Below are 15,258 nucleotides of genomic sequence, written 5' to 3'. Positions count from 1 at the left end.
CGCGCGCTCGTGGAGATTGTCGGCGACTGTTGCGGCGGAGCGACGGACGAATGCGCAATTAGGCGGTATTTAGGGCGGGTTGAATTCGAATCGTCCATTGAATGTCTACGGGGTCAAATGAAGAAACTCGCATTCGCAACCGCCTCTCTGATGGTGCTGTTCACAGGCACTGCTTCGGCCGCTGACCTTGCAGCCCGCCCCTACACCAAGGCACCCGCAATCGCTCCCATCTACGACTGGAGCGGCTTCTACGTCGGCATCAACGGCGGTGGCGGCTGGGCCGACAAGTGCTGGAACATCTACAACGATGCCGGCTTCACCGTTGCGCCGCCCTTCCGGGAAGGCTGTCACGATGCGAGTGGCGCCACCGTCGGTGGTCAGATCGGCTATCGCTGGCAGGCCACCAATTGGGTGTTCGGTGTTGAGGCGCAGGGCAACTGGGCCGACTTCACCGGCTCCAATTCCAGCTTGTTCTACGGCAATTTCACCAACCGCTCCAAGGTTGATGCGCTCGGCCTATTCACCGGCCAGGTCGGCTACAGCTGGAACAACGTTCTCTGGTACGTAAAGGGCGGCGCCGCGGTCACCCGCGACAAGTACGAGGGCGTGACCACCAGCACCGGCGAGGTGTTTGATCGCGCCACCGAGACCCGCTGGGGCGGCGTCGTGGGTACCGGCATCGAATACGGTTTCGCGCCGAACTGGTCGCTGGCGCTCGAATACGATCACCTGTTCATGGGCCATCGCGACATCACCTTTAGCTCGTCGATCGTTCCGGGGGTCACGCGCGGTGATACGATCCGCCAGGATGTCGACATCGTCACCGCCCGCATCAATTACCGCTTCGGTGGTCCGATCGCCGCCAAGTACTGACTTTGGCCGTTCTTCGACAAACGAAGCCCCGGTCTCGCGTCCGGGGCTTTCCTTTTGCGCGAAGCCGACTGATTGATATTGGTCTCCCGAGCCCGGCCCATTACACCGGCCGCTCCCCCTTCACCGTCACGCGCGTGCCGGAACGCGTATGCGGCCAGTAGTCCCACATCGCGCGGTGCTGGGTGCAGCGGTTGTCCCAGAACGCGATCGCGTTCTCGGTCCAGCGGAAGCGGCACTGGAACAGCGGGTTTTCGGCGTGCTGGTAGAGATAGGCGAGCATCGCATCGCTCTCGTCGCGCGGGATGCCGTTGATGTGGCGGGTGAAGCCGCGGTTGACGTAGAGCGCCTTCTTAGCCGTGACCGGATGCGTGCGCACGACGGGATGCTCGGCATGGGGATAGGAGGGACGATCGGCAACGCCATAATTGGCATAGAGCCCGCGATAGATCGGCTCGCCGTCGTGCAGCGCCGTCAAGCCGTCGAGATAGGCCTTCATGCGCTCCGAGAGCGCCTCATAGGCCGCATACATGTTGGCGAACAGCGTGTCCCCGCCGCGCGGCGGGCATTGCTTGATGTAGAGGATCGAGCCCATTGGCGGCTCGAGATCGCAGGACACGTCGGAGTGCCAGCCCTCGCCATTGGCGCGCGGCGAGTTCTTGTCCGCATAGATCTTCATCAAGGCGGGGTCTTCGTCCTCGTGGGGGGCTGCGGGATGAAAATGCAACTCGCCGAACTTGCGGCCGAAGGCGAGATGCTGCTGCGGCGTGATGTGCTGGTCGCGGAAGAAGATGACGAGGTTCTCGGCCAGCGCACGGTGGATCTCGTCCATCTGCCGGTTGGAGCGGGCATCGCCATCGACGAGCTTGCCGATATCGACGCCACTGATTTCCGCGCCGATGATGGGCGTGAGCTTCTCGACGGCGATGGTCTCGTAGGGCGCGCCGCCTTCAGCGGTGTGGCGATAGCGCGGGCCCTGCTTGCCGGCGAGTGAGCTCATGGCGTGTCTCCCGATCGTTCTTGATTGGGAGCCATCGTAGCAATGTAGGGCGGGTTAGCGAAGCGTAACCCGCCACTTCGCGTCCGCAAAAAATAAGGCGGGTTATGCTGCGCTAACCCGTCCTACGATTCCGATGTTGAAGAGATGCTTACTCCGCCGCAGGCGCCGGCACCTTGGCGCCTTGGCCGTAGCGCTGGTCGATGTAGTCGATCACCAGCGCCTTGAAGTCGGCGGAGATGGTCGGGCCGCGCAGCGTGCGGAACTTCTTGCCGTCGACGAAGACGGGCGCGGCCGGCGCTTCGCCGGTGCCGGGCAGCGAGATGCCGATATTGGCGTGCTTGGACTCGCCGGGGCCGTTGACGATGCAGCCCATCACCGCGACGTTGAGCTCCTCGACACCGGGGTATTTGGTCTTCCAGGTCGGCATCTCGTCGCGGATGAAATCCTGGATCGAGCGGGCCAGTTCTTGGAACGTGGTCGAGGTGGTGCGGCCGCAGCCGGGGCAGGCCGCAACCAGCGGCACGAAGGTGCGGAAGCCCATGGTCTGCAAGAGCTCCTGGCCGACCTGCACCTCGCGGGTGCGGTCGCCGCCGGGCTCGGGCGTCAGCGAGATGCGGATGGTGTCGCCGATGCCCTGCTGCAGGAGGATGCCGAGCGCGGCCGAGGACGCCACGATGCCCTTCGAGCCCATGCCGGCTTCGGTGAGACCGAGATGGATGGCGTAGTCCGAACGCGCCGCAAGATCCTGGTAGACCGCGATCAGATCCTGCACCGCAGAGACTTTCGCGGAGAGGATGATGCGGTCCTTGGGCATGCCGAGCTCTTCGGCGCGCGCGGCCGAGAGCAGCGCCGACTGCACCATGGCCTCGCGCGTCACCGCGCGCACGTCGCGCGGGTTGGGCGAGGCCGCGTTCTCGTCCATCAGCTTGGTCAAGAGCTCCTGGTCGAGCGAACCCCAATTGGCGCCGATGCGCACCGGCTTGTTGTTCTTGTTCGCGATCTCGATGATGTCGGCGAACTGGGTGTCGCGCTTGTCCTTGAAGCCGACATTGCCGGGATTGATGCGGTATTTGGCCAATGCTTCCGCGCAGGCCGGATAGGCCGCGAGCAGCTTGTGCCCGATATAATGGAAGTCGCCGATCAGCGGCGTATTGATGCCGCGCTTGGCGAGGCCATCGCGGATGTACGGAACGGCGGCCGCGGCTTCCTCGCGGTCCACGGTGATGCGGACCATTTCGGAGCCGGCGCGCGCGAGCGCTGCGACCTGGGCGATGGTGCTTTCGACATCGGCGGTGTCGGTGTTGGTCATCGACTGCACGACGATCGGCGCACCGCCGCCCACAGCGACGTTGCCGACCTTGACCTGGGTGGTCCGGTGCCGGGGCGCCGGGCCCGCAATGTCTGAATCGAGAGGGTTTTCGAGCTTGTTCATGGCGGTCCAAATATCAGGTTTTGGTGACGTTCAGCAATGCATCACGCGGCGCCGCAGCCGATGGGCTGGGACGGTTAACCAGGAAAAGCCCAGCAATTACAAGGACCGCTGCGGCCCCGAATGTCAGGCTCAGGGTGTCGTGCATGATGAAATAGCTACCCACCACGCCAAACAAAGGGGTGATGAAGGTAAAAGCGGACAATTTGCTGGCCGAATAGGCCTTCACCAGCGCGAACCAAAGCGTGAACGTGGTTCCCACCACCCAGATCGCCTGGAACGCCATCAGGCCGAGCGACAGCGGGCTCGGCGTGTGGGTGATGGATTCGCCGAACAGCCAGGCCGCGGTCCCGAGGATGGGGATCGAGGTCGCGACCTGGTAGCCCAGCGCCTTCTCGGGGGCGGCGAAGCGCAGACGGGTGCTCTTGGCGACCAGCGTCGTCGCGGCCCACAGCGCGGCGCCGCCGACAATCATGAGATCGCCGAGCAGGACATGCGAATCGACATTGGGCTGCGGCACGCCGATCGCAAGCGCGACACCGGCAAAGCTGATGGCGAGGCCCAGCCATTGCGAGGCGCCAAGTCGTTCGCCGAGCACCTGATAGGAGCCGAGCGCCACGAAAAACGGCGCGGTGTAGAGAAACACCACCGCACGGGAAGCAGACGTGAAGTGCAGCCCCTGGAAGATCAACACGAATTCGATGCCGAACATCAGCCCGGCGAACAGGCCCGGCTTCCAGGTGCCGTCACGCTCGAAGAACTTGACGCCACGAAAGGTGCCGATGATGAACAGCACCGGCAGCGCGCCCATCGAGCGGATGGTGGCCTGAAGCATCGGCGGGATGTCCGGCAGCACCAGCTTCACCGCGATCTGGTTGAACCCCCAGGTCAGGCACAGCATGAGCATCAGGGCGATGGCGCCGGCACTGAGGGGACGACCGGCGGACGGTATGGCTTGAGGTGCGGACATTTCTTTCCAAGAATCCGGCTTTGCGCCGTTATTGCTTCAAGACATTTTCTGACAATGCGTGCAGACGCCCGTGATCTCCACCACAGACAGCTTTGGCGCGAAGCCTGAGCTGCGCGCGGCGGCGTTGAGGTCCTTGGCGAAGGACGCCGAGGGAATCTCGCCGACCAGACCGCAGCGCTCGCAGATCAGGAACGCAACCGCGGAGGTCGCATCGTGGTCGTGGGCGGCGCAGGCGAGATAGGCGTTGCGGCTTTCGATGCGGTGCACGAGGCCGTTGGCCATCAGGAAATCGAGCGCACGATAGACCGTGATCGGCGCCGGCCGCGCCATCGACTTGGCGAGCTCGTCGATGATCTCGTAGGCGCCGAGCGGGCGGTGGCTGGAGAGCAACGCACCCAGCACCTGGCGGCGGATCGGCGTGAATTTCTGCGCGCGCCGTTCACAGACCACCTCGGCATGCGCGAGCGCGTCCGCGGTGCAGCGGCCGTGATCATGGTCGGGCGCGGGGAATGCCGGCTTCGCGAGGCTCATGTAACCCTCTTCTAGCATTTCGGCGGGGGAACCCAAAGCACGACGAGCCGCCCGGCTGCCAGCCATGCTCCTCCCGCGGGACAGCACCGCGCGACCGGGCCGTGAAACAATCATAAGCTTGCTTATTATATGCAAAGCTTAGTGGAGACGACGCTCATGACGCGCGGGTCGGTCGACCAGAATTTCCTGTTCACGCTCGGTGAGCTCTATCGCCTCCTGCGCGTCTATGCCGACAAAGAGGCGTCGCGCTTCGGCATCACCCGGGCACAATGGGCGGTGCTGGCCAAGGTGGAGCGCAGCGAGGGCATGAAGCAGTCTGAGCTCGCCGAGCTGCTGGAGATGCAGCCGATCACACTGACGCGCCTGATCGACAAGCTCTGCGACAACGACTGGATCGAGCGCCGCAGCGACGCTTCGGATCGCCGGGTCAAGCGCCTGTATCTCAAGAAGGCCGGACGGCAATTGCTCGGCCGCATGAGTGGCCTGAAGTCGGAGCTGACGGCGAACGCACTCGACGGCATCAATCCGGCGGATGCGCACCGCCTCCTCACCCAACTCGAAACCATCAAGGAAAACGTGCGAACCGCGATCCAGACATCCGGCACGGAGCAAGCACGTAAGGAGCAGCGCCATGGCTGATCAGGTCATCAAGTTGCAGCCTGAGCCGAAGAGCGACAGCGGCAAGCCGACCAAGAAGGCCGGCACCGATCCGCGCCGCCGCCTGCTGGCGGGCCTGCGCCGCTATCGCCGATTCCTGCTCCTGGTCGTGCTGCCGGTGATCGTCACCGTCGGAGGCGTCACCTTCTATCTGCATGGAGGCCGCTATGTCGGCACCGACGATGCCTATGTCGGCGCACAGAAGGTGCTGGTGACGCCCGACATCTCCGGCAAGATCCTGAAAGTGGTCGTGAAGGAAGGCCAGTCGGTCAAGCGGGGCGACGAGTTGTTCGAGATCGACCCGGTTCCGTTCCGCCTCGCGGTCGAGGAGGCCAAGGCGCAGCTCGCGCAGGCGCGCACGACCTATGACAACCTCGTCGCCAACATCAAGATCTATGGCGACATGCTGGGCCTCGCCCAGCAGGGCATCGATCTGAAGCAGCGCGACGTCGAGCGCAAGCAGGCGCTGGTGAAGAACAATTTCGGCTCGCAGCTCGATCTCGACAATGCCTCGAATGCGCTGGTCACCGCCGGGGCGCAGGCGCAGTACATCAAGCAGCAGCTCTCCAACGCAAAGACCCAGTTGCTCGGCAACCCTGATCTGCCGCTCGAGCAATTCCCGCCCTACGCTCAGGCGAAAGCCAAGCTGGATGACGCGCAGCGCAACCTCGACCATACCGTCTTGCGCGCGCCGATGGATGGTGTAGCGACCCAGGTCGAGCAGATTCAGCTCGGCCGCTATGTCCCCGCCGGCACGCCGGTGTTCTCCATCATCGACGTCGCCCATCCCTGGGTCGATGCCAATCCGAAGGAGAGCGACCTCACCTATGTCACCGAAGGCCAGGCGGTCACGCTCGAGGTTGACGCGTTCCCCAACCATGTCTTCAAGGGCAAGATCGGCTCGCTCTCGCCCGGCACCGGCGCGCAATTCGCGATCCTGCCGCCGCAGAACGCCATGGGCAATTTCGTCAAGGTGGTGCAGCGCGTCCCGATCCGCATCTATTTCGACGAGAACGACAAATATGTGCGGAAGCTGAAAGCCGGCATGAGCGTCTACGCCACCATCGACACCGGACACAAGCGAACGCTCGCCGGCCTGCTCGGCCTGTCCGCGACCGCGGGCCAGGATTAAGAATAAGACAAGGACTGGCGCGATGTCCGACGCCAATGCGAATCTGATGGTCCCCGGCCTGCGCCGGAACATGGTGACGATCTGCGCCATGACCGCGACCATCATGCAGGCGCTGGACACGACCATCGCCAATGTCGCCCTCCCCTACATGCAGGGCACGCTGTCGGCCTCACAGGACCAGATCAACTGGGTGCTGACCTCCTACATCGTCGCCGCCGCGATCATGACGGCGCCGGTGGGCTGGATCGCCAACCGCTTCGGCCGCAAGCGCATCTTCATCATCTGCTCGGCCGGCTTCACCATTGCGTCGGTGCTGTGCGGCCTCGCGCAGGACATCAACCAGATGGTGCTGTTCCGCCTGCTGCAGGGCGTGTTCGGCGCGGCGCTGGTGCCGCTGTCGCAATCGGTCATGCTCGACTATTACACGCTCCAGGAACGCGCCAAGGCGATGGCGATCTGGGGCATGGGCGTGATGATGGGTCCGATCATGGGACCGTCGCTGGGAGCCTGGCTCACCGAGACCTATTCCTGGCACTGGGTGTTCTTCGTCAACCTGCCGTTCGGCATCATCACCGTGCTCGGGCTGGTCGTCTTCATGGACGAGACCAGGAAGGATTTCAGCCTCAAATTCGACTGGTTCGGCTTCGCCGCGCTGGCGGTCGCGATCGGCGCGCTCCAGCTCGCGCTCGACCGCGGTGAGCAATTGGGCTGGCTCGAATCGAACGAGATCGTGGCGGAGTTCATCGTCTCGGCCGCCGCCTTCTATTTCTTCCTCGCGCACTCCTTCACGACCGCGACCCCGTTCATCCGCTTCGCCCTGTTCCGGGACCGCAATTTCGTCAGCGGCTGCCTGTTCATGATCGTGATGGGGCTCGTGCTGTTCTCGACCATGGCCCTGGCCTCGCCCTACATGCAGAACGTGATCGGCTATCCCATCATCACTGCCGGCCTGCTGCTGGCGACCCGCGGCATCGGCACCTTCTTCGCCATGATGCTGGTCGGCCGCATGATGCGTTATGTCGAGGCGCGCACGCTGATCATCTGCGGCCTGACGCTGACGGCGGGCTCGCTGTTCCAGATGACGGGCTGGACCGATCTGACCCAGGTGCCGGAAATCGTCACCGTCAGCGTCATCCAGGGCTTTGGCTTTGGCCTCGTCTTCGTGCCGCTCTCGACCGTGGCGTTCCTGACGTTGTCGAACGAGCTGCGCACGGACGGCACCGCGATGCTTACCCTGATGCGCAACGTCGCGAGCTCGGTCGGCATTTCCGTCGTCATCGCCGAGCTGTCGCAGGGCACGCGGCGGACCTATGCGATCCTCTCCGAGCACGTCAATCCGTTCAACCACGCGCTGCAGATGCCTGGTGTCAGCGGCCTGATCAATCTGTCCACCGACGCCGGCCGCGCCATGGCCGACCGGATGGTCAGCGTCCAGGCACAGATCATCGCCTTCGCACAGGACTATCAGCTGGTGATGCTCTTCATCCTCTGCACCATCCCGCTCGCTCTGCTGGTCGGCTCGACCAAGGCCACGCTGCGCAAGCAGGCGGCGGGGCCGGAGCATGCGGTGATGGAGTAGTCATCGGACTTTGGCGCTTCACACCGTCATTGCGAGCGCAGCGAAGCAATCCAGATTGTATCCGCGAAAACACCCTGGATTGCTTCGTCGCAAGCGCTCCTCGCAATGACGACTTGCCACACGATCAGCGCTACAACAGCTCCTCGCAGCCCAAATCGTCCACGGCCGCAAACGCCCGTTCCAGATTGTTCCACCAGATCAGCGGCGGGATGTTGATGCTCCACTGCCAGACCGGCCGCGTGATCTGCCAGAGCACCGCCCAGCGGTAGTCGCGATCGAGCGCGCCGCGGGTGTAGCCGCTGATGCCGCTCTCGACCAGCGTGTCGTGGTAGAGATTGAGCAGCAGCCGTTCGAGCGCCTGCCGGCGTTCCGGATACCAATGCATCGCCATCATATAGGCGAGGTCGTGGGTCGGAACGTCGATGCTCCACAGATCGAAATCGAAGATGCGCACGGTGTCATCGACGCCCGTGCGCGGCAGCAGGAAATTCCAGACATGGGCGTCGCCATGCGTGATGCTGAGGTGGCGGCGTGAATGGTAACGCTGGGACAGCCGCTCCGACTGATCGATCAGACGACGATAGAGGATCCGCCGCTCTTCGCTGAGGCGATCGCCGAGAAGATCGGCAAAGCGATCGTAAAGCCCCGCGAACGTCTCCATGCGTTGCGCGCGGTCCTCCACGCTCGCCCAGGTGCCGACGGTGTCGCCGAGGCTCGGATGGTCCCACCAGGCTGCATGCCAGCGCGCCAGCGTCGTGACGATGGCGAACGTCTGCTCGCGCGACGGCGGCACCGGCCAGGTGGTCGCGATCTCGTGGCTGTCGGTGAGATCTTCCAGCAGCAGATGCCAGGCGAAGCTGTCCTCGTCGAAATGCCCATCAAAGCAGCGCGGCACGAGTCCCGGCGGCATCTGCGGCACCAGCTGCGTGTAATAGCCCACCTCGCGCCGGCCGCCATTGGCGAGGCGCTTGGCGAAAGCGGCATTGGGCGTCTTGAGGATCAGCGACTGCGGAGCACCGGCGGATTCGCCGACATAGCGCACCCCAAGCCTGACGATATGCGACACCACGGTGTCGCGTTGATGCAGCACCTTCACCTCGCGGACGGCGCCTGCATCCAGCGCGCCGCCCCGGCGCAGCGCGGCCGTCAGTCGGGCGGGCTCAACGACCGCCGGCAATTGTGGAGATGTCATGAACCACGATGCCCCTGTCCCCCGTCATACTGCACGATCACATGCCCGGGCACCAGCGGCTGCCGCCGGCTCAGGCTGCGGCGGTCGAGTCGCGCACCGTCCGCACGACGATCGCACGCAGTTGATCGAGATTGGCTGTCATCCCGGCGATCGCCTGCCTCACATCCGCGGCGCGCTGGTTGACGGAGGCGGCATCGCGGCTGACGTCGCCGATCTTGGCCGAGACCTCCTGTGCGGCGGAGGCCGATTCGGAAATCGACCGCGTGATCTCCCGGGTCGCGGCATCCTGCTGTTCCATCGCGGCAGCGACCGAAGTCGCCACGCCGTCGATCTCGACGATGTGGCCTCCCATGGCCTCGACGGCGTCGACCGCGGCCTGCGTCGAGGCCTGGATCTCGGCAATCAGCCGCCCGATCTCCTCGGTGGATTTGGCGGTCTGGTCGGACAGGGATTTCACTTCGGCGGCAACCACCGCGAAGCCGCGGCCGGCCTCGCCGGCGCGCGCCGCCTCGATTGTCGCGTTGAGCGCGAGGAGGTTGGTCTGGCCTGCGATGCCGCCGATGAGGTCAGAGACCTCCGCGATCTTCTTCACCGATCCGGCCAGCGCCTGAATGGTCGAACGCGCCTGCTCGCGGCCGGCGACCGCCGATTTGGTGACGGTGCTGGTCCGCGCGACCTGGCTCGTGATCTCGCGGATCGAGGCGCTCAGTTCTTCGGCCGCAGCGGAGACGGCCTGCGAGCTGCCGAGTGCCTGCGTCGAAGCCGCCGCCACCGCCTGCGACTGCGCAGAGAGCGACTTTGCGATCTCGGAGAGGCCGGAGGCGGCTTGCTCCACCCCCTGCGTCGCCGCAGTCGCGGTATCGACCGAGCGGCCGGTCTCGCGTTCGACCGTTTCGGCCATCTGATGCAGGGCGGAGCGCTTGGCGAGCGCCGCCGCCTGCTCCTGCCGCAACTGCTCCTCGCGCAGACGGGAGTTCTCGACCGCCGCCTGCTTGAACACCACAAGCGCGCCCGCCATCGAGCCGACCTCGTCCTGGCGCTGGGCGAACGGAATGTCGGCGGCGAGATCGCCGGTCGCGAGCTTCTGCATCGTATCCGTCATGCGCACGATCGGGCGCACCACGCCGAGGGCAACACCCAGCAGGCCGGCGGTGACGAAGGCGAGAACGGCGATGGAGACGCCGAGGAGGATATAGAGCATCGCGCTGTCGCGGTCCGCGGCCAGCTTCTCCATGGCGGCATTCCGCTTGTTGGCACTCTCGACGATGCTGTCGATGACGGCGCGATGCGCGGTATAGGCCTCCTTGAGCTGCGCATAGACGCGCTCGGAAGCCGCCGCGTCTTTGGCCTTGAGGGCGGGCAGAAGCTGATCCGACGCCTTCCAGAATTTCTGCACCTCCGCATCGGATTTCGACACCAGCGCGGTCTTGAGGTCGGCCGAGAGGCTGGAGGAGACCCAAAACGCCTTGCGGTCGTCGTAGTCCTTGCGAAGCTGGACCAGACGTTCGCCGTGGGCCGCCAGCTGGTCCGGCTCGCGCATGGCCAGCGTCGCCTCGAGATAGGCTTCGATGATGTATTCGGGCGGCGGCAGGATGTCGGCGATGAGGTCGTTGCCGAGCTTGATGTCGGAATAGAGCGGACCGCCGACCTTGAGCTCTTTTAGGGCGTACAGGCTGGTCGAAACAACGGCGGCGAAACCAATGGCGAGAACGACGCCAAACGCGACGATCGCAGAGGACAAGGACAGACGAAATTTCATGAAACAATCCAGGTCGGCGTCGAAACTGCGGCCATCCTAGACGACTACGGTAAATACGGGATTGATTCGCGCCGGAATTGTATTTCACGAAGCCCGCATGAATACGGAGAAATGGACATCAAGGCATCGGTATTGAGTCAGCGAGGCTGACGCACAACCGCGCAAAATCAACGTTCGAGTCTGGTGCGGCAACGCAGCACCGGCTCCGATGCGCCGAATGAGATATGTGTGCCGAGGAGCAGGCCTCCCCGGCACGCCCGACCCTCATACGTCGAAGAACACCGTTTCGTTGTCGCCCTGCAGGTGCAGGTCGAGCCGGTAGACCGGCTTGCCGGCCTCGCGGACCGCAGTGATCGTGGCGCGGCGATCGGCAGGCACCAGCGCCAGCACGGGATCGGCGGCGTTGCCGGCCTCGTCGTTGAAATAGATGCGGGTGTAGAGATGCCTGAGCATGCCGCGGCCAAACACCGCAAGCAGGATGTGCGGCGCCTGCGGCTTGCCCTCGGGATCCGGCACTACGCCCGGCCTGATGGTCTCGAAAGAATAGTTGCCGTCCTTGTCGGTGCCACAGCGGGCAAAGCCGCGGAAGCTCGCATTCGGCAGCGCGCGCTTGTCCTGGGGATCGGCGAATCGGCCCTGCGCATCCGCCTGCCAGATCTCCAGCATGCAATCGGGGACGGCCACGCCGTCGCCGTCGAAGACACGGCCCTCGATGCGGATGCGGTCGCCGGTGACATCGGGCGTCAGCGTCGAGTTGGTGAACGCGTCGTTCCAGGCGTACTCGCCGGTCGGCGTCAGGCCGTATTTGAAGAACGGACCGACCGTCTGCGATGGGGTAATCCCGTCGGGCTTCGCGGACTCTTGCACTTAATGGTTCTCCATGGGGGTGGCGTCCTTGCCGCGCAGCACGACGTCGAAGCGGTAGCACAGCGCCCATTCGGGCTGGGTATTCTCCAAGTCGAACGACGAGACCATCCGCGCCCGCGCCTTCTCGTCCGGCACCGAGTTGAAGATCGGATCGAACGGGAACAAGGGATCGTTCGGAAAATACATCTGCGTCACGAGGCGCGTGACGAAGGAATGGCCGAACACCGAGAGATGGATGTGCGCAGGCCGCCAGGCGTTGTGGTGATTGCCCCAGGGATAGGCGCCAGGCTTGATGGTGACGAAGCGATAATAGCCGGACGCATCGCTCACGGTGCGGCCCGCGCCGGTGAAATTCGGATCGAGCGGCGCCGGATGCTGATCACGGACGTGGACATAACGGCCGCAGGAATTGGCCTGCCAGATCTCGACGAGCGAGTTCGGCACGCCGCGGCCGTCCTCGTCGCGCACATGGCCATGCACGATGATGCGCTCGCCGAGCGGCTCGCCTGCGTGCTGGCGGGTGAGGTCGTTGTCGCCCTCGCGCACGGTCTCGTGGCCGTAGACCGGCCCGGTCAGTTCCGACAGCGTATGGGGCATCGGGATCAAGGGCTTGTTCGGCGCGCGTTTGATCGAGCTCTTGTAGTCGGGCGACAGCGGCAGCGGATGCGCCGCGTTGCTCCCGGTGGGATAGATGAATGTCATTGGCGAACTCCTCCCCGGCCTTCGTGGTCCGGCTGGTCAACGCTTTCGCCAATCATTATAGGATATAACTAATTTGGGAAAGCCGGTTTAGAGGCGTTCCCGCGCATGGCAGCCGTCCCGCTGTTACCTGATCGGCGCACGCGGAAGCACCGCCTCCCCGGCCTCGAGCCGGTAGGTATGGTCGAGCGAATACCAGGGCACGGAGGCGTCCTTCGCCGTCGGATGCGGCGTATCGTGGCGCACGAATTTACCGATCAGCGCCTGCGTCACACCGAACTGCACGTCGCTGTCGATATGGGGGTCGCTGGGATCATAGACCTGCGAGATCAGCACCTTGAATCCGGGCTTGAAGATCAGGGCATGCAGATGCGCGGGACGATAGGGGTGGCGGGCCTGCGCCGCGAGCAAGCGGCCGACGACACCATCGGTCGGAATGGGATAGCCGACCATCATCACCGACCGGAAGGAAAAGCGCCCGTCGGAATCGGTCGTGAACTTGCCGCGCAGGTTCATGTCGGCCTGCTCGGGGTCCTGGTTCTCGTAAAGGCCGACCGGCGAGGCGTGCCAGACATCGACCTCGGCACCGGCGACCGGACGGCCGTCCTTATCGACGACGCGGCCGCTGACGAACAGCGTGGCTCCCGGTGTCTGCGAGCGCACGATCGATCCGCCATTCTCGACCCGGGGCGAATTCAACCGCCAGAACGGCCCGAGCAATGATTGATCGGTCTCGGTATTGCCCTGATCGCCGTTGTTGAGCAGGCACACCAGCGAGGAAACGCCAAGCGACCCCGCCATCAGCACGACTTCGTTATGCGTATCGGTGGTCAGCTTGCCGAGCTCGGCCACGATTGCCGTGGCATCGCGGAACTCCTTCTCGGTCAGCCTGACATCGCGGACGAAGGCGTGCAAATGCTTGACCAGGGAGACCATGATATCGCGCAGCCGCGGATCGGATGTCCGCTCCATCACCGCCAGGGCCGCGGCCGTGACGTCCTTCTCGCGCTCGATGATCATGGGACGATCCTCTCACCTTTCGTCATGGCCGGGCTTGTCCCGGCCATCCACGACCTTCTCAGAGCACCAAAAAACGTGGATGCCCGGGACAAGCCCGGGCATGACGAGTCCTGGGCACTGAGCGCCGGGATGACAGGACGCTACACGTCCCGTCAATTCAGCTTTTCGATCGCAACCGCAACGCCCTGGCCGACGCCGACGCACATGGTGGCGAGCGCCAGCTTGCCGCCGCGCTTCTCCATGCCGTGCACGGCTGTGAGCGCGAGGCGGGCGCCGCTCATGCCGAGCGGATGGCCGAGCGCGATGGCGCCGCCATGCGGATTGACGAAATCGGCGTCATCGGCGACGCCGAGCTGGCGCATGCAGGCGATGCCTTGCGAAGCGAAAGCTTCGTTCAGCTCGATCAGGTCGAAATCGCTGATCTTCTTGCCGAGGCGTTCCATCAGCTTGCGGGTCGCGGGCACCGGGCCGATACCCATGATCCGCGGCGGCACGCCGGCCGACGCAAGACCGAGGATGCGGGCGCGAGGCGTCAGGCCGTGCTTCCTGACCGCGGCTTCCGAGGCCAGGATCATGGCCGCGGCCCCGTCATTGACGCCGGAAGCGTTGCCGGCGGTCACAGTGCCGGGATTGCGCACGATCGGCTTCAGCTTGGCGAGACCTTCCAGCGTGGTCTCGGGGCGCGGATGCTCGTCCTTGTCGATGGTGATCGGGCCGGCCTTGCCGCCGGGAATGGTGATGGGCGTGATTTCTTCCGCGAAATAGCCGGCTGCGATCGCAGCGCCTGCGCGCTGCTGCGAGCGGATGGCGAAGGCGTCCTGATCGGCGCGCGAGACCTGGAACTCCTCGGCGACGTTCTCGCCGGTCTCCGGCATGGCGTCGACGCCGTACTGCGCCTTCAGCAGCGGATTGATGAAGCGCCAGCCGATCGTGGTGTCGAAGATCTCGGCCGAGCGCGAGAAGGCTTCCTGCGCCTTGCCCATCACGAAGGGCGCGCGGGTCATCGACTCGACGCCGCCGGCAATGGCGAGCTCGATCTCGCCGGAGCGAATGGCGCGGCCCGCGGCGCCGACCGCATCCAGGCCCGAGGCACAAAGCCGGTTCAGGGTCTGGCCGGGAACCGAATCCGGCAGGCCCGCCAGCAGCAGCGCCATGCGCGCGACGTTGCGATTGTCCTCGCCGGCCTGGTTGGCGCAGCCGAAGAACACTTCGTCCACCTGCGCCCAGTCGAGCTTGGGGTGCTTGGCCATCAGCGCCTTGATCGGGGCGGCGGCGAGATCGTCGGCACGCACCTTGGCGAGCGAGCCGCCGAAACGGCCGATCGGGGTCCGCACGGCATCGCAGATAAAGACGTCACGCATCATTGTTCTCCCTGAATGCCGCGATCCGGCCAAATTCTTCAATGTCGGCGGAGTTTTAGGAGGGCGCCCGCGGCAGGTCAATTGACGGTTTCGCGGGGCAGCCGTCATTCCGGGGCGTGCCATTTGGCGCGAACGCGAAATGACGACCGAGAATGTGGCAGCACCTCGCGCCCCCACTGCGGACAACGTGGA

Annotated in this window: 14 protein-coding genes; 4 read left to right on the top strand and 10 right to left on the bottom strand. The window is 64.6% G+C overall.

The genetic code is table 11. The features are described from left to right. Positions 1 to 117: 117 nt before the first annotated feature. Positions 118 to 873 (top strand): outer membrane protein, encoded by a 756-nt coding sequence (locus tag ACM43_RS17795; RefSeq protein WP_271541724.1) that lies wholly within the window; start codon positions 118 to 120, stop codon positions 871 to 873. 100 nt (positions 874 to 973) lie between these two features. Here ACM43_RS17795 and ACM43_RS17790 read toward each other — a convergent pair whose 3' ends face one another. From ACM43_RS17790 to ACM43_RS17775, 4 genes are all read right to left on the bottom strand, one after another. Beyond that, positions 974 to 1,870, bottom strand: a complete 897-nt coding sequence (locus tag ACM43_RS17790) for a TauD/TfdA dioxygenase family protein (protein WP_271541722.1) — start codon at positions 1,868 to 1,870, stop codon at positions 974 to 976. Positions 1,871 to 2,018: 148 nt separating this feature from the next. Beyond that, positions 2,019 to 3,302 (bottom strand): flavodoxin-dependent (E)-4-hydroxy-3-methylbut-2-enyl-diphosphate synthase, encoded by a 1,284-nt coding sequence (gene ispG, locus ACM43_RS17785; protein WP_271541720.1) that lies wholly within the window; start codon positions 3,300 to 3,302, stop codon positions 2,019 to 2,021. Between the two features lie 13 nt (positions 3,303 to 3,315). Further along, positions 3,316 to 4,269, bottom strand: coding sequence for a DMT family transporter (locus tag ACM43_RS17780; RefSeq protein WP_271541718.1), 954 nt, complete (start codon positions 4,267 to 4,269; stop codon positions 3,316 to 3,318). A gap of 36 nt (positions 4,270 to 4,305) precedes the next feature. Then, the gene (locus tag ACM43_RS17775) at positions 4,306 to 4,800 is read right to left on the bottom strand and encodes a Fur family transcriptional regulator (protein ID WP_271541716.1); all 495 of its coding nucleotides are present in this window, start codon (positions 4,798 to 4,800) and stop codon (positions 4,306 to 4,308) included. Between the two features lie 156 nt (positions 4,801 to 4,956). Here ACM43_RS17775 and ACM43_RS17770 point away from each other — a divergent pair, with 156 nt between their 5' ends. Genes ACM43_RS17770 through ACM43_RS17760 form a run of 3 tightly spaced genes read left to right on the top strand, consistent with a single transcriptional unit; the run spans position 4,957 to position 8,168 of the window. Continuing rightward, entirely contained in the window at positions 4,957 to 5,439 is a 483-nt protein-coding gene (locus ACM43_RS17770; protein ID WP_157285353.1) for a MarR family winged helix-turn-helix transcriptional regulator, read from the top strand. Beyond that, the gene (locus tag ACM43_RS17765; protein WP_271541714.1) at positions 5,432 to 6,589 is read left to right on the top strand and encodes an HlyD family secretion protein; all 1,158 of its coding nucleotides are present in this window, start codon (positions 5,432 to 5,434) and stop codon (positions 6,587 to 6,589) included. Before ACM43_RS17770 ends, ACM43_RS17765 begins: the two co-directional genes overlap by 8 nt. Then, entirely contained in the window at positions 6,585 to 8,168 is a 1,584-nt protein-coding gene (locus ACM43_RS17760) for an MDR family MFS transporter (RefSeq protein WP_271541847.1), read from the top strand. Before ACM43_RS17765 ends, ACM43_RS17760 begins: the two co-directional genes overlap by 5 nt. Before the next feature lie 130 nt (positions 8,169 to 8,298). Here the strand turns inward: ACM43_RS17760 and ACM43_RS17755 are convergent, their stop codons facing one another. The 6 genes from ACM43_RS17755 to pcaF all read right to left on the bottom strand — a co-directional run bounded on the left by ACM43_RS17755 (position 8,299) and on the right by pcaF (position 15,066). Continuing rightward, positions 8,299 to 9,360: a phosphotransferase gene (locus tag ACM43_RS17755; protein ID WP_271541712.1), complete on the bottom strand. Its 1,062-nt coding sequence runs from the start codon at positions 9,358 to 9,360 to the stop codon at positions 8,299 to 8,301. 70 nt (positions 9,361 to 9,430) lie between these two features. Further along, positions 9,431 to 11,119: a methyl-accepting chemotaxis protein gene (locus tag ACM43_RS17750; RefSeq protein WP_271541710.1), complete on the bottom strand. Its 1,689-nt coding sequence runs from the start codon at positions 11,117 to 11,119 to the stop codon at positions 9,431 to 9,433. A 264-nt stretch (positions 11,120 to 11,383) separates the two neighbouring features. Continuing rightward, positions 11,384 to 11,986, bottom strand: coding sequence for a protocatechuate 3,4-dioxygenase subunit alpha (gene pcaG / locus ACM43_RS17745; RefSeq protein WP_271541708.1), 603 nt, complete (start codon positions 11,984 to 11,986; stop codon positions 11,384 to 11,386). Then, on the bottom strand, positions 11,987 to 12,688 hold the full coding sequence (pcaH, locus tag ACM43_RS17740) for a protocatechuate 3,4-dioxygenase subunit beta (RefSeq protein WP_271541706.1): 702 nt from the start codon (positions 12,686 to 12,688) through the stop codon (positions 11,987 to 11,989). 123 nt (positions 12,689 to 12,811) lie between these two features. Then, the gene (locus tag ACM43_RS17735; RefSeq protein WP_271541704.1) at positions 12,812 to 13,705 is read right to left on the bottom strand and encodes a dioxygenase family protein; all 894 of its coding nucleotides are present in this window, start codon (positions 13,703 to 13,705) and stop codon (positions 12,812 to 12,814) included. Between the two features lie 152 nt (positions 13,706 to 13,857). After that, entirely contained in the window at positions 13,858 to 15,066 is a 1,209-nt protein-coding gene (gene pcaF / locus ACM43_RS17730; RefSeq protein ID WP_271541702.1) for a 3-oxoadipyl-CoA thiolase, read from the bottom strand. Between the last annotated feature and the right edge of the window lie 192 nt (positions 15,067 to 15,258).

The organism is Bradyrhizobium sp. CCBAU 45321, assembly GCF_028128975.1.
GTDB classification, from domain to species: Bacteria; Pseudomonadota; Alphaproteobacteria; order Rhizobiales; family Xanthobacteraceae; genus Bradyrhizobium; species Bradyrhizobium yuanmingense.
This window is presented reverse-complemented; position numbering and strand designations above follow the sequence as displayed.